The 20,816-nt window shown below is 65.9% G+C and carries 15 protein-coding genes and 2 pseudogenes; 9 read left to right on the top strand and 8 right to left on the bottom strand.

The window, feature by feature from the left end; translation table 11 throughout:
- The first annotated feature begins 84 nt into the window (after positions 1-84).
- Positions 85-654: a hypothetical protein gene (locus ACWCRD_RS04865; RefSeq protein ID WP_450964537.1), complete on the top strand. Its 570-nt coding sequence runs from the start codon at positions 85-87 to the stop codon at positions 652-654.
- Between the two features lie 310 nt (positions 655-964).
- On the opposite strand, the gene ACWCRD_RS04860 is transcribed toward ACWCRD_RS04865, so the two are convergent.
- Complete coding sequence (locus ACWCRD_RS04860) at positions 965-3,400, bottom strand: DEAD/DEAH box helicase (RefSeq protein ID WP_450964536.1); 2,436 nt, start codon at positions 3,398-3,400, stop codon at positions 965-967.
- Entirely contained in the window at positions 3,397-4,989 is a 1,593-nt protein-coding gene (locus ACWCRD_RS04855) for a site-specific DNA-methyltransferase (RefSeq protein ID WP_450964535.1), read from the bottom strand. Before ACWCRD_RS04855 ends, ACWCRD_RS04860 begins: the two co-directional genes overlap by 4 nt.
- Positions 4,990-5,460: 471 nt before the next feature.
- Here ACWCRD_RS04855 and ACWCRD_RS04850 point away from each other — a divergent pair.
- A pseudogene (locus ACWCRD_RS04850) lies at positions 5,461-6,335 on the top strand (tyrosine-type recombinase/integrase); the annotation flags it as partial.
- Positions 6,336-6,941: 606 nt separating this feature from the next.
- On the opposite strand, the gene ACWCRD_RS04845 reads toward ACWCRD_RS04850, so the two are convergent.
- The 3 genes and pseudogenes from ACWCRD_RS04845 to ACWCRD_RS04835 all read right to left on the bottom strand — a co-directional run.
- Complete coding sequence (locus ACWCRD_RS04845) at positions 6,942-8,078, bottom strand: hypothetical protein (protein ID WP_450964534.1); 1,137 nt, start codon at positions 8,076-8,078, stop codon at positions 6,942-6,944.
- A 433-nt stretch (positions 8,079-8,511) separates the two neighbouring features.
- Positions 8,512-11,097: a GmrSD restriction endonuclease domain-containing protein gene (locus ACWCRD_RS04840; protein WP_450964533.1), complete on the bottom strand. Its 2,586-nt coding sequence runs from the start codon at positions 11,095-11,097 to the stop codon at positions 8,512-8,514.
- Between the two features lie 90 nt (positions 11,098-11,187).
- Positions 11,188-11,412: pseudogene (locus ACWCRD_RS04835) on the bottom strand (transposase); the annotation flags it as partial.
- Positions 11,413-11,751: 339 nt separating this feature from the next.
- Between ACWCRD_RS04835 and haaT the strand changes: the two are divergent.
- The 5 genes from haaT to ACWCRD_RS04810 all read left to right on the top strand — a co-directional run bounded on the left by haaT (position 11,752) and on the right by ACWCRD_RS04810 (position 16,974).
- Positions 11,752-14,532: a cyclophane-containing RiPP biosynthesis TPR protein HaaT gene (haaT, locus tag ACWCRD_RS04830; RefSeq protein ID WP_450964532.1), complete on the top strand. Its 2,781-nt coding sequence runs from the start codon at positions 11,752-11,754 to the stop codon at positions 14,530-14,532.
- Between the two features lie 155 nt (positions 14,533-14,687).
- Positions 14,688-14,879, top strand: a complete 192-nt coding sequence (gene haaA / locus ACWCRD_RS04825) for a HaaA family cyclophane-containing RiPP peptide (RefSeq protein WP_450964531.1) — start codon at positions 14,688-14,690, stop codon at positions 14,877-14,879.
- A gap of 13 nt (positions 14,880-14,892) precedes the next feature.
- Complete coding sequence (locus ACWCRD_RS04820) at positions 14,893-16,050, top strand: FxsB family cyclophane-forming radical SAM/SPASM peptide maturase (RefSeq protein ID WP_450964530.1); 1,158 nt, start codon at positions 14,893-14,895, stop codon at positions 16,048-16,050.
- Between the two features lie 82 nt (positions 16,051-16,132).
- A complete protein-coding gene (haaN, locus tag ACWCRD_RS04815; protein WP_450964529.1) occupies positions 16,133-16,612 on the top strand; it encodes a cyclophane-containing RiPP N-acetyltransferase HaaN in 480 nt (159 codons plus the stop codon).
- On the top strand, positions 16,609-16,974 hold the full coding sequence (locus tag ACWCRD_RS04810) for a hypothetical protein (RefSeq protein ID WP_450964528.1): 366 nt from the start codon (positions 16,609-16,611) through the stop codon (positions 16,972-16,974). The genes haaN and ACWCRD_RS04810 overlap by 4 nt, the downstream gene beginning before the upstream one ends.
- Positions 16,975-17,046: 72 nt before the next feature.
- Here the strand turns inward: ACWCRD_RS04810 and ACWCRD_RS04805 are convergent, their stop codons facing one another.
- From ACWCRD_RS04805 to ACWCRD_RS04795, 3 genes are all read right to left on the bottom strand, one after another.
- The gene (locus ACWCRD_RS04805) at positions 17,047-17,829 is read right to left on the bottom strand and encodes a hypothetical protein (RefSeq protein WP_450964527.1); all 783 of its coding nucleotides are present in this window, start codon (positions 17,827-17,829) and stop codon (positions 17,047-17,049) included.
- Entirely contained in the window at positions 17,826-18,755 is a 930-nt protein-coding gene (locus tag ACWCRD_RS04800) for a TauD/TfdA family dioxygenase (protein ID WP_450964526.1), read from the bottom strand. Before ACWCRD_RS04800 ends, ACWCRD_RS04805 begins: the two co-directional genes overlap by 4 nt.
- Positions 18,756-18,847: 92 nt before the next feature.
- Positions 18,848-19,381 carry an ATP-binding protein gene (locus ACWCRD_RS04795; RefSeq protein WP_450964525.1) on the bottom strand — a complete coding sequence of 178 codons (534 nt, stop codon included), beginning with the start codon at positions 19,379-19,381 and terminating at the stop codon, positions 18,848-18,850.
- A 232-nt stretch (positions 19,382-19,613) separates the two neighbouring features.
- On the opposite strand from ACWCRD_RS04795, the gene ACWCRD_RS04790 reads away from it, so the two are divergent.
- Complete coding sequence (locus ACWCRD_RS04790) at positions 19,614-20,495, top strand: helix-turn-helix domain-containing protein (protein ID WP_450964524.1); 882 nt, start codon at positions 19,614-19,616, stop codon at positions 20,493-20,495.
- A complete protein-coding gene (locus ACWCRD_RS04785) occupies positions 20,492-20,722 on the top strand; it encodes a DUF397 domain-containing protein (RefSeq protein WP_450964523.1) in 231 nt (76 codons plus the stop codon). The genes ACWCRD_RS04790 and ACWCRD_RS04785 overlap by 4 nt, the downstream gene beginning before the upstream one ends.
- Positions 20,723-20,816: the final 94 nt, after the last annotated feature.

Raw genomic sequence — 20,816 nt, 5'->3', positions numbered from 1 at the left:
ATAACCAGGGTCTTGCCGCGGACGGGAACTCATTCGCGTGTGCCATGGCGGGATACGCCCGGCGGCAAGGCTCTTAATCTCCAGGTGAGAAGTGCAATCGACGGCGATGACGTCATGGCCGATGCTCAGCGATGTTGGCCTGATCTATTCGACTCGTGGACCCTCCTGCCCCGAGCCAAGGCCGCTCGACAAGGATGGCCGCGCACTCCGCACGATGCGCATTGGACCATACAGGTCCTCCTGATCGATCGCCTGGGCCACCTCGACTGCTCGATCTCAAGGGTTGGACGGGCACGAAGGACATCGAGCTGTACGCCAGAGCCAAGGCCGAAGGGCTTCAATGTCGTCATCACCAACGACACCGAGCAGCTCAGCCGGCCGCCCGAAATGGCGGCCATCTCAACATCGGGCCTGCACCGCATCGAGTACCGCCGGAACAACAAGCACGGCGGCTTGGTGGGCCTGGGCACGGCGATCGCCACGGTGTGCGCGGCTCTTTCTCATGCCCTGTCCAAACTCGAAGCAGCTGACGGCCGGCGACTTGTCTGTCTGACCTCGATCGACCCGACCAGGCAAAGGCGCCTCCAGATCACACAACCGGCCGTCACTCCGCTGAAGCACTGGCTCGGACGCGATTCGACCGTCGATTCCTGACAGGTGAGTGGATCAGACGGGCTGTCGGGGTGGCGGGACTTGAACGGGTGGGTTGCTGTTTTGCCTGGTCAAGGCGGTGGGGCGCGAGTTGGCCCCCATCGGGGAGTAGTCAGCGTGCGTCGTCGAGCTTGCACATCAGTTCGGTGACCAGCCTGTGATCGCGAGCGGCGGCGGAATGCTCGGACGGGGCCTGCGGTTATCTGGTACTTCTGGTGCCACTTGTTCCGCTCTGTGCATCGGCAATCGGGATATAGCGGCGGGGCCGTCCGAAGCGGAAAGCCCCGCATGTGTGAGTCAGAGAAATTAGGCTCTACTCGGGTTTGGCGAGTGCGAGGAGCGATTCCCAAGAATTCTGGGCGTTCTTGATGATGCTTTCCGTCGCGAAAATGTACCGCCACGTGCCAAACTCTTCGAAGTCGCGGACGAAGCGAGCCCAGTCTTCGGCGGCTCGTTTCTTGTCTTGTACCTCGGGGTCGTTGGCCCGGTCGTTGGCTTTCCCTTCCACGACCCAATAAGTGCCCTGTGTGTCCAGGACAATGAAGTCCGGGTAATACTTCTTCCCGTTGTCTCGCTCTATCCAGATGGGGCCCGGATCGTAATTACGCAACCACCACTGGACGCTAGGGCTTCCATCGAATAGGTGTGCCAGCGTGTACTCGGTACTGCGGGCATCGAAGGAGGCGACCGGTTCGATGGAATGCTCCCAGTCCGCGTACCAGAGGTCTTTGCGGAACGTCGCCCATTTACTCACGACGTTCGACGGCATGGGCGGCGGCGGAACGGTCGGCACGTCGACCGGCCGGAAGGCGAAACTGGGCTGGAGCTTACGGTTGTTGTAGGCGGCTTCGACAAGTTTGCCGAGGGCGGTGGCGGCCTGGGTGGCCCGCAGTTCTCCCCACTGGTGGTCTTGGTCTTCTGCGCTGACGCCTGCACCAGCTAGGAACTCGCGCACGACCCGCTCGGCGGCCCGAACCTCCGCCAAGTTCTCATCCACATAACCGCTGTTCCAGATCCGGTCAAAAAGGTCACTTCGTAGCTCGGAAATCGGAATGTGCTTCTGTGTTGCATCCACCGATTCGGTGGCCTTCCAGTGCACTCCAAGTGTTCCGTCCATGCGGCGCTGAGGATCCGCCTCCAGACGGGCGAGCGTGACCTTGAACTCTTGTGCGTAGGCGGCGCCCTCTGCTCGGGCAGACGAGTTATCGATATAGCTGAACGAGAACTTAACCGGCAGGACTTCTCGCTCACGCCGAGGGAAGCGGATCGTTGGTGCGCCGGGCACTTTGGCACGAAGCGTGGCGACGGCCCTCTTATCACGTTCGCCCTGGGCGAGTGCATCATCCATCGACTCGACCTGCAGCAGCAGTGAGCCGTCCACCAAGTCGTCGCCGATGATGCGGGGACTGGAGGTGAAGTTCAGCATGTCCTGCTGTGTTTGTTGTCCCTCGCCGCCTGGCTGACCTGCTGTAGGGGCGGCAGGCCGGGGACGATCATCGTCGATTTCGCCGCCGCCGACGGGCAGGACCTTCTGGAGCAATGCCTCCTTGTTAGCCAGCAGCTGCCGGTAGGACTCGTGGGCGACCAAGTCGACGGAGTCGACCATCGGCGTGCCGACCCGACGCCCGTAAGGCAGTCGCAGGCCACGGCCGAGAACCTGCTCCGTCAGGGTCTCCGAAGCGAGGGCCCGAAGACCGACGATGACGCCGATGTTCTTGACGTCCCAGCCCTCCTTCAGCTTGTTCACCGACACCACGACACGCACAGGCGAGTCGGGTTCCTCCACCGCGGCCAGCGCCCGCAGCGCGACGTCGCTGGATTGCGAGGTGATGGTGAGAACCTGTCCCTCGCCAGGAAACATGTCCTCGGCGGTCAGCCGGTTCGCGACCCGATCGGCGTCCGAGATGTCGCGACACACCACGAACAGCACGGGGTGGACAGGAGCTTCCTCCTGGCTCTCCGCCCATGCGGTCCACGCGGCGTCCTTTATCCGCAACAGGTGGCAGGCATCTGCCAGTACCGTCTGCTCGTCCTTGCGCCCGTCGGGGCGATAGACGATCACGGGAATCTTCACGTAGCCGTCGGCGATGGCTTCGGCCAGCGAGTACCGGAAGATCGGCTCGACGCCGGGTGCGGGGGTCGCGGTGAGGCCGATCACAGCCCGGGCCCCGAGATCCTCGATCGCGTTGCTGAACGCTTTGGCCTTGGCGTTGTAGACGTGATGCTCGTCAGCGATCACGACGAGGTCGTCGACCTGCTGGAGATGCTGGTACAGGCCAGTGCCGATGAATTCGTCCTGCGCGCGGACGCGACGGGAGGTCTTGTCGCTGGGTCGGATCAGTTGCTGCACGTTGAAGACGAACAACTTTGTGACGGTGTCGTCGTGCAGGGCGTCGCCCACTTGCCCGCGGGCGAAGTTCTCAGTGGTAATCACCAGCGGCTCGATTTCACCGCCAGGTACGTACTTCGGGTGCCCTGGAGTGAAGTTGGCGAGCGTCTTGTCCTGGATGGTTGTCCCCGGCGTGACCACCAGGATGTTGCGAACCCCCTGCGAGGCCAGATAGTCCACCAGCCCGGCGAGGATGTAGGTCTTGCCCACGCCTGTTGCCAGGTCGCAGACGACCTCACGGCCGTCCCCATCCGCGATCGCCTCGGCGACCGCACGGATGGCTCCGGCGTTGGGCGTCCGAAGGTCGAGCCTCGCGGCGATGTCGTCCACGAGCCCGGCGTCATAACTGATCCACGTCATCGCACGACCTTCCCACGACGCACCAGGTCACGGGGGGCCTTCAGTACCTTGGACCCACGGCTCAGGTCCGAAACGAGACTTTCGGCCTCGGGAGTAACTCCCTTGCCCACGACCACTGCGCGCTCTCCTTCGTCCAGCTGTCCGAGAATGCCTCGGGCCACGACGTCGTCCACCACACCATCCACCACGGCCAAGCGGGTCCGGCCTCGGCTCCCGCAGAACGGTCCGCTGTTCACCCCATCGAACGTGAAGCCCAGTTGGGCAGCCACCATCGCTGCGAAGTCTTCCCCGTGGACCCAGTCGGCGAGGAAGGCCCGACCAAGGGCGATTTCGAATGCGGGCGGGGCCACCTGCAGACTCCGGAAGCCGCCTCCGCCTGCCCAGCCGACGGTCTTCGTCACTCCTCCGGGGTCGTCGCCAGAGACGACCTTCTCCAATCGCGGTCGGGTGAAGGTGTCTGCTGTCTCCGCGAGAAGCTCGGCGGTGACCCAACGGCGCCCCATTTTGTGCGCGACTGCTGCCGTGGTGCCGGAGCCGGCGAACACGTCGACGACAACGTCTCCCGGGTCGCTGGCGATCTGGATCACTCGCTTCAGCAGCGCTTCAGGCTTCGGAGTGGAGAAGATCCGCGAACGGTCGAACAGGCGAGTCACCTCACCCTTGGCCTGGCGGTTGTCCCCAACTTCGTCGTGGGTCCAAAACGTGGTGGGCACCAGACCGCCCAGCTCCGACTGGAACCTCTTTCGGAAGGGGAAGGTACGCCCGGTCTTTCCCCACCAAAGGCGATTGTCCTGCCTCAGTGTTTCGAATGTTTCCTTCGAACACGACCACCAGCGGTTTCCTCGTGGAGCGAACACATCGCCATGCGGCCCGACCACTTCGTAACGGCCGTCTTCATAAGCGTGCGACGCGGTGAGGTCCGACCTGCGCCACGGTCCGCGAGGATCATTGTCCGGATTCCAGAATTCCTGGTCGCTCAGCTCAGTGCGATCGATCCGGTTGAGTACGAGATCACTCTTGGAACGGGCATAGACGAGCAGGTAGTCGTGGACCGCGGACAAATGTTGGGCGGAGTTGTTCCGGGCGTGAATCTTCTGCCATACCACGGTGCCAACGAAGTTTCCTCGCCCGAAGATTTCATCCATGAGTACGCGGCAGTACGCCATCTCCGCGTCGTCCAAGTGCACCCAGACAGAGCCGCCGGGAGCCAGGAGATCATGAATGAGGAGCAGGCGGTCCCGCATCATCGTCAGCCACACGGAATGCTCAAGTGCGTCGTCGTAGTGCTCGAACGCCTGGCCCGTATTGAAAGGCGGGTCGATGTAGACGAGCTTGACCTTTCCCCGGTAGTGCTTCTTGTACTCCGGAGTGCGAGTCAGGGCGTGCAAGGCGTCGTAGCTGTCGCCCTGGATGAGCAGGTTGTCCGTCGGGGTTCCGGTCACCTCGCCCGTCTTGCCGGTCTCCCGGAGCAGGCGCACCTCCGTAATCCGGGGGTCTTGGCGAGATACCCACTCATATCCACCGTCCGCCGTGTTCAGCAGGGCCTCGTCCCTGCCGACCCACGACAGGGTCAGGCGCCCACTCGCCACCGTCGACCACTCCCTCTACGCTCGCCGGCCTCGCGACATTCGTCACGGAGTCCTTAACACTGATGGCAACCGTACCGGCAGCCACTGACACCGCCGTACCTCGCAGATCCAGCTTCAGTGCGTTCCGATCACGCCTCCGGGCCGCCCACGGGTGACGAAGGCGTCTCGATGGCAGCCGAGTGGGTCGCGGTGGCGCCGAGCCCTGGCCCAAAGACCTGCGCTCATGCAATGGCCGAGGCGGGGGACAATGACTCTCCATGATGACCTGATGCCAGACTGTTCAGGCGTCGTGGGTAGCTGTGTAACAGCACCGCCGGCGAAACAGCGTTAGCTATTGGCCGATCTGCGCCCTTTACGAGTAGGATCCGCCGCCTGCTGGACGTGTGTCTGTGACGGCGATTGCTGCCCCCCAGGTCTTTGGACAGTCCTGGACCTGGCCACGAGAGCTACGGGTGGTCGAGCGTCCTGCGGCTGACCCTCGCGCACGTGATCCCGGCTCTCGGAGCGCGGAAGCTACGCGACCTCAGCGCCGAGGACGTCGATCGCTGGCTGGCCATCAAGGCCAAGACCCTCAGCACAAGGACGCTGCAAGGGATCCACTCCTGCCTGAACGTTTGTTCAAGCGGGCCATGGCTCGGGACAAAGTGAAGCGCAATGTAGTCGAGCTGTGCCAGGTACCCGAGGGCCAGCCGGGGCGGCCGTCGAAGGCGCTGACCTTCGCCCAAGCTGAGGCGGTGCTGAAGGCGGCTGACGGAACCTCGATGCACGCGTACGTCGTGGTCGCCCTGTTGACCGGTGCCCGCACTGAAGAGCTCCGTGCGCTCACCTGGGCCCACGTCTTTCTGAAGGGACGGCCGGACGCTGATCCACCGCAGCCTCCGCACATCGCGGTGTGGCGATCGGTCCGGCGCGGCGGGGACACGAAGACCCGGAAGTCCCGGCGAACGCTCGCTCTGCCGACACGTTGCGTCGAGGTCCTTTGGCAGCACTTCGAAGACCAGGGCTGGGAACGGCTCGCCGCTGACGACAAGTGGGAGGAACACGGCCTGGTCTTCTCGTCGGCTGTCGGCAAGCCCCTCGACGCGACCAATGTCCGGCGGGCCTTCCGCCAGGCGCTCAAGGACGCTGACGGCATCAACGCTGACGACTGGACACCCCGGGAGCTCCGGCACAGCTTCGTCTCCCTGCTCTCTGACCGAGGCGTTCCCCTGGAGGAGATCTCCCGACTCGTCGGCCACTCCGGCACGGCCGTGACTGAGGAGGTCTACCGGAAGCAGATCCGGCCCGTGATCCAGACTGGCGCCGTGGTCATGGACGGCATCTTTAAGCGTGCTCCGGAGCGGTAGTCACGCAGTTAGACACGCAGCAACGCCAGAGGGCCCTCACCGAATCGGTAAAGGCCCTCTGAACTGCTTGCCCAATGCCTCGTTATCACGGTTTCCGTCGCGGCTTGCTCAGATGGACACCACCGATCAATGACCGCCGTGCGCCGCTGTTCGCAGACGTTGTCACGCAGTTAGATTCTCATGCTGCTACCCGCGCTGTCAGACCTCATGGCTGGAACAAGCAGCCCCTGGCGACAGCCGCGTCTCGCAACCTGCGGCCGATCTGCCTTCGCTGCCCCTTGGATGAGACTGACGTGAAGTCCACAGAAGCGTGATCGGGCTGAGAGGTCGCTTCAGCGTCATCTATGGCAGTAAGGCTCTCGTTCTTTATTTCTGCCACCGTTATTCCAAAGGTGCCGACCGAGATTCGTCCTTGGTCCTCTGTCCAGCGGCGGTAGGCTTCATCCGGGCCAACTCTCTCCCGTAGGGTGGATAGCAATCCCTTATCCCTCTCTGAAGGAACAAAGGCTTCTTTTGAAGGGCACCCATTTGGGTATTGCGTGGGATGAACCTGTCGCAGAAGAGTTTCGCTCTCGTCTTGGAGAATGGAGGTCTCGGAAGACTGGTTCACTTCATACTCCCATTCTCAAGGAAGCGCGTAAGCAGTCTCTCGTCAAATTCTGACTGTCTCTCTTGCAGATCGTCGGTCACGGTATTGTCCGCACACAAAAACAGTTGATCGTCTGGTTCGATGGCGGCGGTCATTTCAATGTCGCCGCGTCGCCACTCTAGGAGGATCGCGCCCTCGGCATTAGGGACGATGGCGATCTCTAGCCCTAGTGTTGCCAGCCTGGGAATGATCCGCTCAACTCGATTGGCAACGGCGTGGCTAGGAGCTTGGCTGTCCGGCCCCAGCCATCCGTCTGCAAGGTCTCGGATGCTGCGAAGCTGGGAGAGTAGAACCTTCTCCTCGATCGAACGAATGGCCGTGATGTCTGTGACGCTGTAGAGCGATACGTTTCTCTGCGAGGCGTCGGGGGTCTCCCCTTCAACGCGCACATCAGGAGCCGTGATGCCGTCTGTCGCCAGGAATTCTTTGGCCGTTGTTGCTAGATCATGGCGATCGTGGTCCAGCCTGCAAGTGGAAACACCCGTGGCCGTCTTGAGTCGAAAGCTTAGAGATGAACCGTCATATTCGACGATTACGCCTTCAAGTTGTACCGGCTGGGGTGTGGGTACAAGCTCCTCGATTTCCTCAAGGATCTCCCGTACTGCGAGGTCGATGGTCGCTCGGCGAGAATCTTGCTGTGGATCACCCAAGACGATCGCTTCGGAGTCCTGAAGACTGGATCCGACTCGCCTAATTGCCCTCATTGAATCGGCTGAGAAATGCATGGGGGCTTGTCGAGTTCGTGCAATATCCTGCAATGAGTCGGTTAGTGCGTCACGCGCTCTTGTGTAAATATCCGACCATTCATCCCAGTCGGCGTCACTAATTCTCCCCGACGGGCGATGGAGAACCATTTTAGGCCTCGCGCTCCCGCTCGTCACGGCGATTAGGCGCAAGTCAAAAGCCTCGTTAAAGCCGTTAGGCAACCGGCGTCGGTCTGGATTGCTCTCCAGCCACAGATCACGCGCCACTTTGAGGACAGCTTCGCGGAAGTTGCCAACTTCACGGGCAGTGTCAGCTGGCATCCCCGGAGCGTCAAAGCGGTCGCCCGTTAGTGAGAAAAACGCGAAGTACTCTTCTTCGCTGTCATTCATGATCGGCTCCGTCCCCCACTCGCCCCTCCTGGAGGGAGACGTCTGAAGTTATCAGGCACCACTGACAACACCCCCCTGCCAGTACTCTCCACCAGACACAGCCCTTTCAGCAAGGTGGTCAGCGCAAGCAAATGGATCAACGATAGAGGGAAGAGCGCGCGAGGTCGGTGGAGCGGCCTTGGGGCGAGTGATCTTGGCCTCGTAGGCTTCCGGAGCGTCGGGCAGGCTGCTGCCTAAAGCCTGGACGCGGGCGCGCGAGGCGCTGCGGGTGTCCTGGCACGGGGCGCCGAGCCCGTTCCTAGCGCCGGTCGTCAACCCGCGCCCGTAGTGTTCATAGGTCCCGCACGCCATGGCAGCTGGCCCCATGCGTGACGTGCGTGGGGCCAGCAAGGTGCTGTTGCCCCACACTCCACTGGAGGGGGCACGGAGGCTGTCAGGGAGTGCCCGGGTTCTCGTCCACCATACGGCGGGCCTCCGCCAGGGCCGCCGTATGCGCGAACCACTCCAGCACCGCGCAGATCTCCTCGCTGTGCGCGGCGAAGACTTCCACCGCGAAGGACGGGCGAAGGTCCAGTTTCGCCTCGGCCAGGTCGATGCCATCGATCCCGTTCAGGCGGTTCATCAACTCGCGCCGCAGCGGCTCGTCATCGAACGGGGGACGCTTCTTCAGATACTGGAATACGACCTCGACGGTGCCGGACACCGGGTAGAGAGCCAGGGGCCACAGCTCCCGGGAAGCGGGGGCGTTGCCGAAACGCACTGTGGGGAAGCAACTGGTCTCGCTCGCTCGGCCGTAGGCGAGATGACCGCCCTGCTGCTCCCAGAAGCGCAGGGTGTCCAGGACGCCGTCGACGGTCTCCTCGGTCTGGTTGTCGCGCAGCTGCGTTTCGAAGCGGCTGGCAGCCGACAGCTGCTCGTCGCCGTCGGCCCGTGGTGACGGCTCGGCCTCATCGGCGACGTCCTTGCCCAGCAGGGCCGCAAGATCGGAGGTGGTCAGCCGGTGGGATCGGCGGGCCCGGCCCGCGTCGTCGAAGGAAACTCCCTCGGCCTCCAGGCGGGTTCGCACATCACCGAAGTCCTGGCCATCCGGCCACCTGAAGCCAGCCGAGACGCGGCCGTCCGCCGTCAGCACCCGGTAGGCGCCGTGCAGGCCCACCTTGGACGCCAGATGCTGGCCGACCGGGACGGCGTGGGTGCCGATCAGCGCCGCGACATCGCCGTACGTCGTCCACGTCCCGGCCGGCATAGCGAGAAGCGCGGCCCGCAGCTCCTTCCAGCCGGACCACTCGTCGTCCACTGGGACCGTGCCCGCGACGGGGCCGGGCCAAAGCCGTACCACCCGGTCGGCGAGTGCGGCGGCACGATCGAGGATCTCCGCCTTGCCCCAGCGCTCCCGCCCCGCGATCTCCTGATTCATCCGCAGGGAGCTGAAGTCCAGGATCTCCTGTTTGCGGCGGAACGGATGGTTCGAGAGCTTCGCGTTGTCGGCCGAGAGGGTCAGGTTGCCCAGGGTGTGGACCAGTAGGGCGTGGAGTTCCTCGGGGCCCTGTCCGTCCTCGGTCTCCTCGGCCAGCAGGTCCAGCCACTGGTGTGCGGGTCTCTGCGGCAGCACGTGCTCGACGGTCAGGTGCGCCTTGGCGTAGTCGACCGGTTCGCTGGCTCCGTAGCTCTCCTCCAGCCTGCGCAGCACCTGGAACCGCTGGTTGCTGCGGCCCGCCTTGTAGAAGGGCCGGGTGCGGATCGCCTCGCGGACGGCGTTGTCGTCGGGCCAGACGCGGGCACCCGTCTTGCTCTTCGACAGGAAGCGGCTTACGGCCTCGGCCGGGTCGTCGTCCTTCTCCATCTCCTTGGCCATCTCCATGAACACCCGGTTGCTGCCCGTGGTGGAGTGCCCGGTGAACAGGCGCCGCACCATATAGCTCTCGGCGTATACCAGTGCCCGGGCGGCCTGGTGCGGTGTAGCTTGCCCGTCGTCCACGCGGTCAAGCAGATGGAGTGCGAGCGGGTAGTGGGTCTGACCGCCCCATCGGGAGAGCCTCTCCAGTACTTCGCGCAGCTCTGGGTCGGGCTCCCGTTCGGGTTCCAGGATCCGCATCAGACGCTCCGCTCGGCGGGCGAGGGAGGCGATCTCGGCCTCCAGGGCCGCTTCGTCAGAACTCAGGGGCTCCAGGCGCTTCTTCTGGTCCCGGTAGATCTCGCTCTGCTTCGCCCGGCTGTTGCCGGCCACCACCAGGTCAAGCCAGACGAGGAGTTCTAGGTTGGCGGGGCCCAGCCGCTCCTGCATGGGCAGCCACAGATTCTGGTAGACGGACTCGCCACGGGTCGGCAGACACATGAAGAGGTAGTTGCGCAGGAGGTCGCTCTGACTGAGTCCGACCCCGGTGTTGTTGATCGACTCGAAGATCCGGTAGACGTTGTCGCCCTCCGACGCGGTGATCTCCACGATCGACAGCAGACCGCTCAGCACGGTCTCCACCGCGTCCGTCCACGTCTCACCGGCGTTTTCCTCGCCTTCTGCGAGGGCGCCCAGGAAGAACCGGTAGGCGGCGCCCACGTTGCCGGGGCCGCCCGCCCTAGGTGAACTCTCGACACAGGCGGTGAAGGCGTCGCGGTCCGCTTGCGTGGGCAGAAGCCGGTAGTGGTCGTCGCCGCTTCGGTATTTGTTGACGAGCACGAGGTCGTGGATGCGCTCAGCCTTCTGCTCCGCGCCGCGTTCCCGGTGGCGGTCGCGCAACGCCGTGAAGGCCAGCATGAGGGTGGTGAGCCGCTGCTGGCCGTCGACAACGAGCCAACGCTGCATGCCGCCGGCGGTGATCCGGCCCGGGGCTAGCACCACGGAGCCGAGGAAGTGCGCCGTGGGGGGCCGTCCTTCCAAGTGCTCCTCGACCAACTCCTGGACATCGTCCCAGAGTTGCCGTAGCTCATCCCGCTGCCAGCTGTAGGTGCGCTGATAGAGCGGCACTTGATACTGCTTCTCGCCCTGGACGAGTTCGTTGAACGTGGTCTCCTGCGCGTGCACGCGTGTCTTTCCCCCCGCTGAGTCCCGGACGACCCATTTTCCACCATCGGGGTGCGTGTGTCCTCGTCCTCGACTGGATTAGTAGCAGCTCTGAACGGTGAGCTGGAGCCTCTCGCGGGCCCAGTCGACCAGGCTGCCTGTATAGCCGCCGTCCGCCCACACCAGAGCGATAGAGAAGTACTGACGCCGCAGCTGCTCGAGCAGCGGGACGGCGGCATCGCGGTCCTGGATGCTTGCCGCGGTCACCGCGACGGCCAGGCTCAGGCCGAGGCAGTCCACCACCAGATGCCGCTTGCGGCCGTCCACCTTCTTCCCGTTCACGCCCTGGTGACTGCACTTTCTTCGGTCAGGGCTCTTGCAAACTGAATCTCACGTTTGTGCTGGCCATCGAGGGAAGTCGAGTGGGGCGGCCAAAGGCTCGTAGGCCATGTGCGTGACCGCCGACGGCACGCAGCCGCAGCATTCCATTTCGAGCGACGAACTCCACAAGGACGCTCCGTGTAGCGGGTACCGTTCCTTGGCCTGAGGCGTCCTTGACCGCTCAGCGTGCGCCTGATGCGCTTGGGCGGTTGGGTATCGATTTCGGGGGTCCTTGTTGTCCAGGCTTGTTCCACCTGCGCTCTTACAGTTCGCCGACAGCGGCACGGTGGCCGTATGAGACTGCGACGCGGCGTAGCGATCGCCGCTGTCGCCGCGGGCGGTGCCGTCACCACGACCCTCGTGGGACTGGTAACGAACGCGGTGTCGCAGCAGTCGCGTTGGCCCTCCTGGCTAGGTTGGTTACAGGAGCACCCCTGGTTGTCGTTCGTCGTGTTGGGGGCGGTCACAGCAGGGCTGACGGCGTTGCTTGCTGCCCTGGACGAGCGCCGGCCATCAGGGCAAAGCTCTGAGCCCACGGGGCGGCCAGACGACGTGTCGGGTCCGCCCGGCGCTGCCCTGGTCCTGCGTTCCCTGCCGCGCGACACCACGGCGTTCACCAACCGCACCGCCGAGCTGGAGTCACTGATCCGCTCGGTCCATGTCGCGCAGGAAAACGGCGAGGTCCTGCCGGTCCACGTGATCGACGGGATGCCGGGAGTGGGGAAGACGACCTTCGCCGTGCACGCCGGGCATGTGCTTGCCGAGCGGTTCCCCGACGGGCAGCTCTTCGTGAACCTGAACGGGCACACCACAGGCCGTGACCCAGTGCAGGCCACTGAGGCCCTCGCCTCCCTCCTCGCGGCCGCCGGTGTGCCGACGCAGCAGATACCCGTCGGCGACGACGTGAGCGCGATCACCGAGGCGCGGGCCGCGATGTGGCGCAGCCGGCTCTCGGGCAAGAAGGCCCTGCTCATCCTCGACAACGCGGCCAGCTACCGGCAGTTGGAGCCGCTGCTCCCGGGCGGGAGCGACTGTCTCGTGCTGGTGACCAGTCGCAAGCGGCTGGCCGTGCACGAGGAGGTGGTGCTCCCTGTGCAGGCGCTGCCGCCGGATCACGCGGTCGAGCTGTTCGTACGGCTCAGCGGGCGGCCGGTGGACGCGCTTGACCGGGACGTGCTGGAGGAGTTGGCTCGGCTGTGCGGGTACCTGCCGCTCGGGGTGTCGTTGCTCGCGGCGCGGTTGCGACATCACCCGTCCTGGAGCGCCGAGGACCTACGCGAGCGGCTGGTGGCAGCCCGACACCGGTTGGGAGAGCTGCGCGCCGGTGACCGCGCGATCGCCGCGACGTTCGATCTCTCCTACCAAGACCTCGCTCCCGAGCAGCAGCGTTTCTTCCGGGGGCTCGGCTTCTACCCCGGCACAGAACTCGACGTGTACGTCGGAGCCGCGCTCGGCGAGGTCTCGGTGGCCGTGGCTCGTGAGCAGCTGGACGCGCTCTACGACGCCCACCTGATCGACGAACACCCCGGCAGCCGCTACCGGCTTCACGACCTCTTACGCGACTACGCCCGCGGTCTCGCTGACGAAGGGGACAGCATGGACCACGTACAGGCCGTTCAACGCGTGTGCACCTACTATCTTGCCGCTCTCGCCGTCGCGAACGAGCACATCGTCCGCAGCGGAGCGCGCGTACAGCCTCCGCCGGACGACGCGGCGCAGATAGAAACCCTGGTCATGGAGTCGCGTGCCGAGGCGCTGAGCTGGCTGGAGACCGAGCGGCCCAACGTCCTGGCCTGCATCCGGCAGGCGAACGACCTCGCGCTGTACGACCTGGTGATCAGGCTGGCCGCGGCCATGGCCCCTTTCCTGCGGCAGGCCGGGCCCTGGGACCAGGCCGTCGGTCTGCACCGCACCGCCGCCGAGGCCGCACGGCAGACCGGCGACCAGCGGGCGCTGGCCGGCGCGCTGGCCGAACTCGGCGTCATACGGCGCTTTATGTCCGCCTACCCCGAGGCGACCGAGGCCCTGAACGAGGCGGTGGCGCAGTACGACGCGGTCGGCGACCCGCGCGGCAAGGCAGACGCCCTCAACCAGGCCGGGATCGTCTGGTACCTGACCGCGGACAACGACGCCTCCGCCCGAGCCCAGACCGAGGCCCTCGCCCTCTACCGCGAGGTCGGCCACCGGCTCGGACAGGCCAACGCCCTCGCCGACCTCGGCATGGTGCGCCGCCAGACCAGCGACTTCGACGCGGCCGTCGAGGCCCAGTCCGAAGCCCTGTCGATCTACCGCGAGCTCGGCGACCGGTACGGGGAAGGCAATTCCCTACGAGATCTGGGCGTCGTGCACTGCCTCATGGGTGAGTACGAGCGGGCCATGCAGCGCCACCGTGAAGCGTTCGACCTCTACGTGGAGCTCGACGACCGGGTCCACCAGGCGTACGCCCTCAACGAGTTGGGCGTGGTGCGCCGGCTCAGGGGCGATCTCGACGGCGCTCGCGAGGCCCACACGCAGGCTTTGGAGTACTACGTCGAGCTAGGCGAGCGGTTCGGGCGCGCGAACAGCATCCGCCATCTCGGGGTGCTGGACCGTCTGTCCGGGGACGCGGCCACCGCGGTCCGGGTGCTGGAGGAAGCCTTGCAGGTGTATCGCGATCTCGGCATCCGTGGAGGCGAGGCCGCCGCGCTCGGCGAACTGGGGGCCGCTCGCTCGGTCCTCGGCGAACGGGACAGTGCCGTCGAGGCGTTCGGGAGGAGTCTGGAGATCCTGCGTGAGCTCGGTGACCGCAGCGGCGAGGCGGAGGTGCTCAACCACTGGGGAGAGCTGCTGCGCACGTCCGGTGAGTCCGCCCCCGCACGCGAGCGCTTCGAGGAGGCGCTGGAACTGGCCCGGATCATCCGTTGTCCGTTGGAGGAGGCGCGGGCGCTGGAGGGCATCGGGCGCTGCGTCTGGGAGACCGACGGCCCCGGCGATGCCGTCGAGAAGCTGCGCCAAGCCGTGGTCGTATACCGGCGGTTGGGGCTGGACGTGACGGCCGACAGTATCGAGCAGCTTCTCGTGACGCAGGCGGGGTGAATACCCTCGTTTGCCTCCGGAGACCGGATCATGTGGCCAGAATCCGTATGCCGTCCTGCCCCGCAGGACTGCTACGTTGCCGAATGATCTGTCGCTTCAACTACCGCCGTCGTCCCGCGTCGGGTCCCCGTCGCGTATCTCACGAGGAGTGTTGAATGACACCGCCCCTGAGCCTCCCCGGACCGCACGACGTCGCGCACTCCGCACCGGAGACGGCGTCCAGCAACCCGGTCCTGAACCGTGTCGCTCACCGTGTAGGGCAGCGCCTCGCGGCGGAGCAGGCGGCGACGAGCCGCATCGGCGACGGCGCGCACGCGGCCTCGCTGATCTGGCCCTGGCCGTTCTGAGCCGTAGCGGTAGATGCCTCAACTCCACTCCCCCTTCGCGTCGTTCATCCTCAAGGTCGCAAACCGCTGCAATATCGACTGCGACTACTGCTACGTCTTCAACTCCAAGGATCAGGCGTGGCGGAATCTGCCTGCCCGGATGGGCCTGGACGTGGCCCGGGCGGCTGCCCGGCGGATCGCTGAGCACGCCGCGGTGCACGGGCTGGGCACCGTGCACGTCATCCTGCACGGCGGCGAGCCGCTGCTCGCCGGGCCGCGGCACATGGCGGACTTGCTCGGCGTCGTGCGGGAGGAGATCCCGTCGGGCACGGAGGTCCGCTTCGAGCTGCAGACCAACGGGACGCTGTTGTCGGAGGCGTGGCTCGACCTCTTCGAACGGTTCGGGGTCACCGTGGGCGTGAGCCTCGACGGACCGCCGACGGCGAACGATCGGCACCGGCTCACCCACTCCTCCCGGTCGAGTGCCGCCTCCGCCGTACGCGGCATCCAGCTGCTGCGCACCCGACCGCACCTGTTCGCCGGGCTGCTCGCCGTGGTGGACCTGGCCAACGACCCGGTCGAGGTCCACGACTACCTCGCCTCCTTCGAACCGCCCGCCATCGACTTCGGACTGCCACACGCCACCCACGACGACCCGCCGCACCGCGACAACCCGCACCTGCCCGAGTACGGGCTGTGGATGAGCCGGGTCTACGACGCCTGGCTCGCTCGCCCCGAGCACCGGCACAGCGTCCGGATGCTGGAGGACATCGTCGCCCTCGGCTCCGGTGTGCGCGGCTCGGTGGAGACGCTTGGCCTCGCCCCGCCGACAAGCGTCGTCGTCGAGTCGGACGGCACCATCGAGGGCGTGGACACCCTGCGGTCCGTCGAGGAGGGCGCCTCCTGGCTCGGGCTCGACGTCTTCGGGCATTCCTTCGACGAGGCCCTCGGCCACCCCAAGCTCCAACACCGGCTGTACGGCAGGGAGGCGCTCGCGGAGAAGTGCCAGCGCTGCCCGCTGGTGGAAGTGTGCGGCGGAGGCTACCTCCCGCACCGTTTCAGCACGGCCCGCGGCTACCGCAACCCCTCCGTGTACTGCGCGGACCTGGAACACCTCATCCGGTACGTCCAGGACTCTCTGCGCCAGCACGGCTGGGATCAGTCGGCCGCGTCCGCTGCATCCTCTCCGTAGCCGTACCGCACCGCGAGGACGGGCGCGGACGTTGGAGTCACAGAGCCGAGCGAACATGAAGAACAACAGGAGATGCATGCCGATGAGCACGACGATCCGCCCCGCCGACAAGGGGGACGCCGTCGCCCTGGCCGCACTGATCGAGGAGATCGAGCGGTTCTACGGATCGACCGAATTCCAGCCCTTCGAGGAACGCCAAGCCCAGGTCGAGGAAGCCCTCTTCGGCTCCCCGCCGCTCGCCTTCGCGCTGGTCGTCGAGGACGAGGCGGGCGACCTCGTGGGACTCGCTGCGTACTCGTTCCTCTGGCCGGCGGCAGGTTCCACGCACTCCCTCTTCCTCAAGGAGCTCTACGTCCGCGACTCCCTCCGCCGACAGGGAATCGGCGCCCAGTTGATGGCCGAACTCCGCAACATCGCCACCGCCCGCCCCGGGTGCAGCCGTATGGAGTGGATGACGGACCGCGACAACTCGAACGCCCAGGCGTTCTATCGGCTGCTGGGCTTCGAGCAGGACGACGGGAAGATCGTCTACCGCGTGAACGCGGGAGCGGCCACGGAATGAGCAACGCCGTACAGGACGAACGGTGTGACGAGTGCGGCAGCCGGATCGTCATCGGGCTGGGGTGCGACTGCCCGCCGGACGGCCGCGTGCCAACGCATCGACCCGCGTCCCCGCTGCGCGAGGAGTGGCGGCGCTTCCCCACCGACACCATCCTCATCTCACCCACGCAGTACGCGCACCGGTCGGGGTGCCCTCACCTCACCGAGGCGCTGGTGCTGCCCCCGCGCTGGGGCTGGATTCCTGATCCGGCACCCGGGCTCTGGGACCGTCTCGGCATCAGCCACCCGGCAGCCGCAACACAGGGCAACACCTCGCGACGCGCGATCAAGCGGTGCCCGGACTGCGAAGTGGCTTCGTCGTGACCTGAGGCCGTCAGATGGAAACGCTCAGCAGGACTTCCAGGAGGCCGAGGCGGAGGTCGAGGGCAGCACTGATCACGTCGTAGGGGTTTCCGTTCCAGCGGGTGCCCCATCGGCACCCGGGCCAGGGGACAGCCGGGCCTTTCGGACGACATCAGGCAGCCGGACCTTGGTGAGGAGCCGCTCGATGCCCCCTGTGGTGGTTCCGAACTGGCGGAAGTACGTGGTCAGGGTGTGCTGCTGGGTGGGGGTGAGGACGAATTGCCGTACGCCCTCCTCGACGCGCAGGAAGCGGCGGGGATCCCGTACGTCCTCCCGTTTGCGGGCGGCCGCCAGGAAGCGGTTCAGATTGAAGCGCGCGGTCTGGCGCAGGACCTCGGGCGGGTCGACGCGGAAGATCTCGGAGAGCATCAGGCGGTGGTACTCGGCGCCCTCACGCACCAGCCCTTCGATCAGGCTGCCGCCGCCCACACTGACTCCGGCCTCCCGCAGGACCGCCAGGCATGCGCGGGCGGCTACATCCGCGGTGTCCTCCAGGGCCTCGGAGAGAATCCGGATCCGGTACGTGTGGAGCGGGTTGTTGCCCAGGCGGCATTCGACGTATTGATCGATCTCGTCGATCGCGTACGCCAACAGCGCCGCGCCGTCGTCCCGCAGATGTTCGCCGGTTTCTGCTTCGAACTCCTCCAGGACGGCCGACAGGGTCGGACCGTGGTCCATCGTTCGCGCCAACTCCAGCCACCGCATGGGCGATATGCCGTGCGCGCGCAGGAGCGCGAGAAGTGCGGCGAAGATGCCGCCGTTGGGGTGGGCCGACGCGACGACGGCTGGAATGGGCAGCGGCACGGGCCTGATCACGACAGGTCCTCCTCGCGACGCAGGAAAATCTGCAGAAGCAGCCGACGTTCGTCCTCGGGTGCGCCCTCCTGGTCGTTGCCGAGATCCTCGCGGCCGTGGCAGCACAGGTGCTGGTTCACGATCAGCAGGTCGCCTCGCCTGAGCGGGAACCTCCGCTGTCCGCTGATGAGTTCGCGTTCCAGCGCGCGGGCCGCCTTGGCGTACGGGTCCTCGGGGGCGGCGTTGGCGAGCATCTTCGCCGTGAAGCGTACGAAGCCGCCGAGCGGTGAGCGGCCGTCGATGACGGGGAAGGGCGTCCATTCCCTACCGACCCCGCTCAGTTCGTGGAAGGCGCCGCCCTCGTATTTCGGATGGCTGAGCAACTCGGCGTCCCCGTAGCTGAGCCGATCCACAGCCCGGCGGACCTGCGAGACGAGGCTGTGGCCCTGGCCCTCCGGGGCCGGGTGTACGCAGAGCAGGGCACTGTAGTCGGGCGGCCAGGTTGAGTTGACGACGTCGATGTGCATCGGGCCGTAGCCGTAGCCGGAGCCGGTGGCCGGCATCGGGTCGAGGCTGAGGTTGGTATCGAGCGGCTTCCACAGTGGCCAGCGGTCGAAGGCGCGCAGCGGCCTGGCGATCAGGGAGAACATCGCGGTGATGGCGCGCAGGTAGTCGGCCTGCGTGTCGACGGCGTCGAGGAGTCCGCCCAGTTCCAGGACGACGAAGCCCTCACCGTTGGGGGCATTCAGCAGCCACTCACAGGTCGCGGCGATCACCGAGATGCTTGGCAGGCCGGACAGTGTCCGCCGGTAGCGCTGGGCAATCTCCGGGGCCAGGAGACCGCCCTTGAGCTCCCACTCGGGGAGGATCGTCGTGCTCTTGACGAGCTCGGCAACGAACTCCGGCGCCAGGCTGAGGCGGTATTCCGGCAGCGGCGGTGTCGGCATGGCACTCCTCGGATCGGAGGTGTGTGATGAACGGTGGTGCACAGAGAGGAAGGGGGGGCGAGGTGATTGAGGCCCGCTGCGACGGGCCTCGATCACCTCGCTCGTAGCCCCGGCTCGTGGCCGCGGTTCTCGGACGGAACCGGCAGACGACACGGGAAGACACACCAGGCCACCGTCCCGTCAGCGGTGAACCCCCACTCCCCGCCGAGCTCGTCGATGAGGGTGTCTACGAGCCACAGGCCGCGTCCGCTCTCCTCGTCCGCGCCGGCCTGTCTTGGGCGGGGGACCGCGGAGGGGCAGTGGTCGTTGATCTCCAACCGCACGTGGCCATCGATGTGTCTCAAGCGGAGGCCAACCGTGGAGCCGTGTCCGTGCACGACCGCGTTGGTGGCCAGCTCCGAGATCACCACCTCCGCGGAGCCGACGTCTGCTGCGGGCATGCGGCACATGTTCCGCAGCCACGCGGCCCCGATACGCCGCGCGTGCTCGACCTTCGACACCTCGCGCACGAAGGCGATCTCGACAGGGGACGCATGCTTCGCGAGAGCGGGAGTCCTGGCCGTGGCACGGGGGCTCGACGTACGCGCGGGAGCGGGTGAGGCCGTCGTCCGAACCGCAGGCGTCATCGCCCAGTCCTTCCGCAGGTCAAGGGGGATCAGGAGTGCAGAACGCCCTCCATGGCCCAACCACCGTGCCGCGTGGGAAAGTTGCTTCGCAACGAAAATGCTCTAGAAATTTCTCCGCGAACGAAAATGGCACATGACACCGCAAGCACATGGTCTGTTGCGGCGCGCGTATCGCGTGTCAGACTGCGCGCATCGCGGTTCCGGCCAACGCATGCGATGGAAAGGCGAGCACATGGCAGCCAAACCCAGGCCGACCGTGCGGCGTATCGAACTCGGTTATGAGCTCCGGCAGTTGCGCGAACGAGCCGGGATGACGCTTGAGGACGTCGCAGGAAGCGGCGCCATCAAGGGGCTGTACGTCACCAAGCTGCATCGCGTCGAGAAGGGGCTCCAGGATCTCCGCAGCGCTGGTGATCTGCGCGCGCTGCTGGAGCTGTACGGCGTGACGGACGACCGTGACGTCGAGCAGCTCCTGGGCATCCAGCGTGACGGCGCGAGCCAGGACTGGTGGACCCCGTTCCGTTCCACGATGCCGTCCGGCATGCCGCGCTTCGTCGGCATCGAGACCGCGGCACGAGAGACGTGGGCCTTCCACCCGGCACTTGTCCTCGGTCTGCTCCAGACAGAGGCGTACGCACGCGCGCTGTACGAGCTCGCGAAGCCCATCGAGGAGACCACCAGCGAGTTCATCGACAAGAACGTCCAGGTCCGGCTCCGGCGCAAGGACGCCCTCACAAGGGGCGAGGAACCGCTACGGCTGCGAGCAGTGCTGTATGAGCCGGCCCTACGCTACGTCGTCGGCGATCCGGACGTGATGCGGGAGCAGTACGAGGAGATCGCCGAGCTGGCGTCCCTGCCCAACGTGAGCGTTCAGGTCCTCCCTCAGACCCTGCGGGGATACCTGTCCGTGCACGACTTCACGGTCCTTCACCTGGACGACGGAATGCCGACCTCGGTGCAGGTGGACAACGCGTGGAGCGCCACGTCGGTCTCCGACAAGCCACGAGAGGTCGGCCGGTTCACCCGGAAGTTCAATGCCCTCACGGCGTCGGCGCTGCCGCCGGAGGACACATCCGCGTTCCTGCAACAACTCACGCGAGAGATCACCAAATGACCCACACCCGCACCCACATGGCCCCCGAGTTCACCAGCGCCGGAGCGCGCTGGTTCAAGTCGTCGTACTCCGACGGCGCCGGCAACAACTGCATAGAGGTCGCCGACCTCACCGGCACGGCGTACGCCGGCGTCGCGATCCGCGACAGCAAGGACCCTCACGGGCCCGCGCTGCTTGTCGACCCGGCCCCCTACGTGGCCTTCATTCAGGGAATCCGCCACAGCTGATGATTACGGTGATGCGGCGCACGTCCGCCTGAACCGTGCCGAGGCTGGAACGCCCTCCGAGCGTGTGGTTCAGCCTCGGCACGCGCCGATCGGA

Source organism: Streptomyces sp. NPDC002092 (assembly GCF_053593775.1).
Note: the sequence above shows the minus strand (reverse complement) of the source record. Positions and strands in the feature narration are given on the sequence as shown.

What these genes read in the sequence shown, in the direction of transcription:
- ACWCRD_RS04860 (WP_450964536.1), bottom strand. Translation starts at nt 3,400, where the DNA reads ATGACGTGGATCAGTTATGACGCCGGGCTCGTGGACGACATCGCCGCG.
- ACWCRD_RS04800 (WP_450964526.1), bottom strand. Translation starts at nt 18,755, where the DNA reads ATGCCGACACCGCCGCTGCCGGAATACCGCCTCAGCCTGGCGCCGGAG.
- haaA (WP_450964531.1), top strand. Translation starts at nt 14,688, where the DNA reads ATGACACCGCCCCTGAGCCTCCCCGGACCGCACGACGTCGCGCACTCC.
- ACWCRD_RS04810 (WP_450964528.1), top strand. Translation starts at nt 16,609, where the DNA reads ATGAGCAACGCCGTACAGGACGAACGGTGTGACGAGTGCGGCAGCCGG.
- ACWCRD_RS04795 (WP_450964525.1), bottom strand. Translation starts at nt 19,381, where the DNA reads ATGACGCCTGCGGTTCGGACGACGGCCTCACCCGCTCCCGCGCGTACG.
- ACWCRD_RS04790 (WP_450964524.1), top strand. Translation starts at nt 19,614, where the DNA reads ATGGCAGCCAAACCCAGGCCGACCGTGCGGCGTATCGAACTCGGTTAT.
- haaT (WP_450964532.1), top strand. Translation starts at nt 11,752, where the DNA reads ATGAGACTGCGACGCGGCGTAGCGATCGCCGCTGTCGCCGCGGGCGGT.
- ACWCRD_RS04845 (WP_450964534.1), bottom strand. Translation starts at nt 8,078, where the DNA reads ATGAATGACAGCGAAGAAGAGTACTTCGCGTTTTTCTCACTAACGGGC.
- ACWCRD_RS04820 (WP_450964530.1), top strand. Translation starts at nt 14,893, where the DNA reads ATGCCTCAACTCCACTCCCCCTTCGCGTCGTTCATCCTCAAGGTCGCA.
- haaN (WP_450964529.1), top strand. Translation starts at nt 16,133, where the DNA reads ATGAGCACGACGATCCGCCCCGCCGACAAGGGGGACGCCGTCGCCCTG.
- ACWCRD_RS04785 (WP_450964523.1), top strand. Translation starts at nt 20,492, where the DNA reads ATGACCCACACCCGCACCCACATGGCCCCCGAGTTCACCAGCGCCGGA.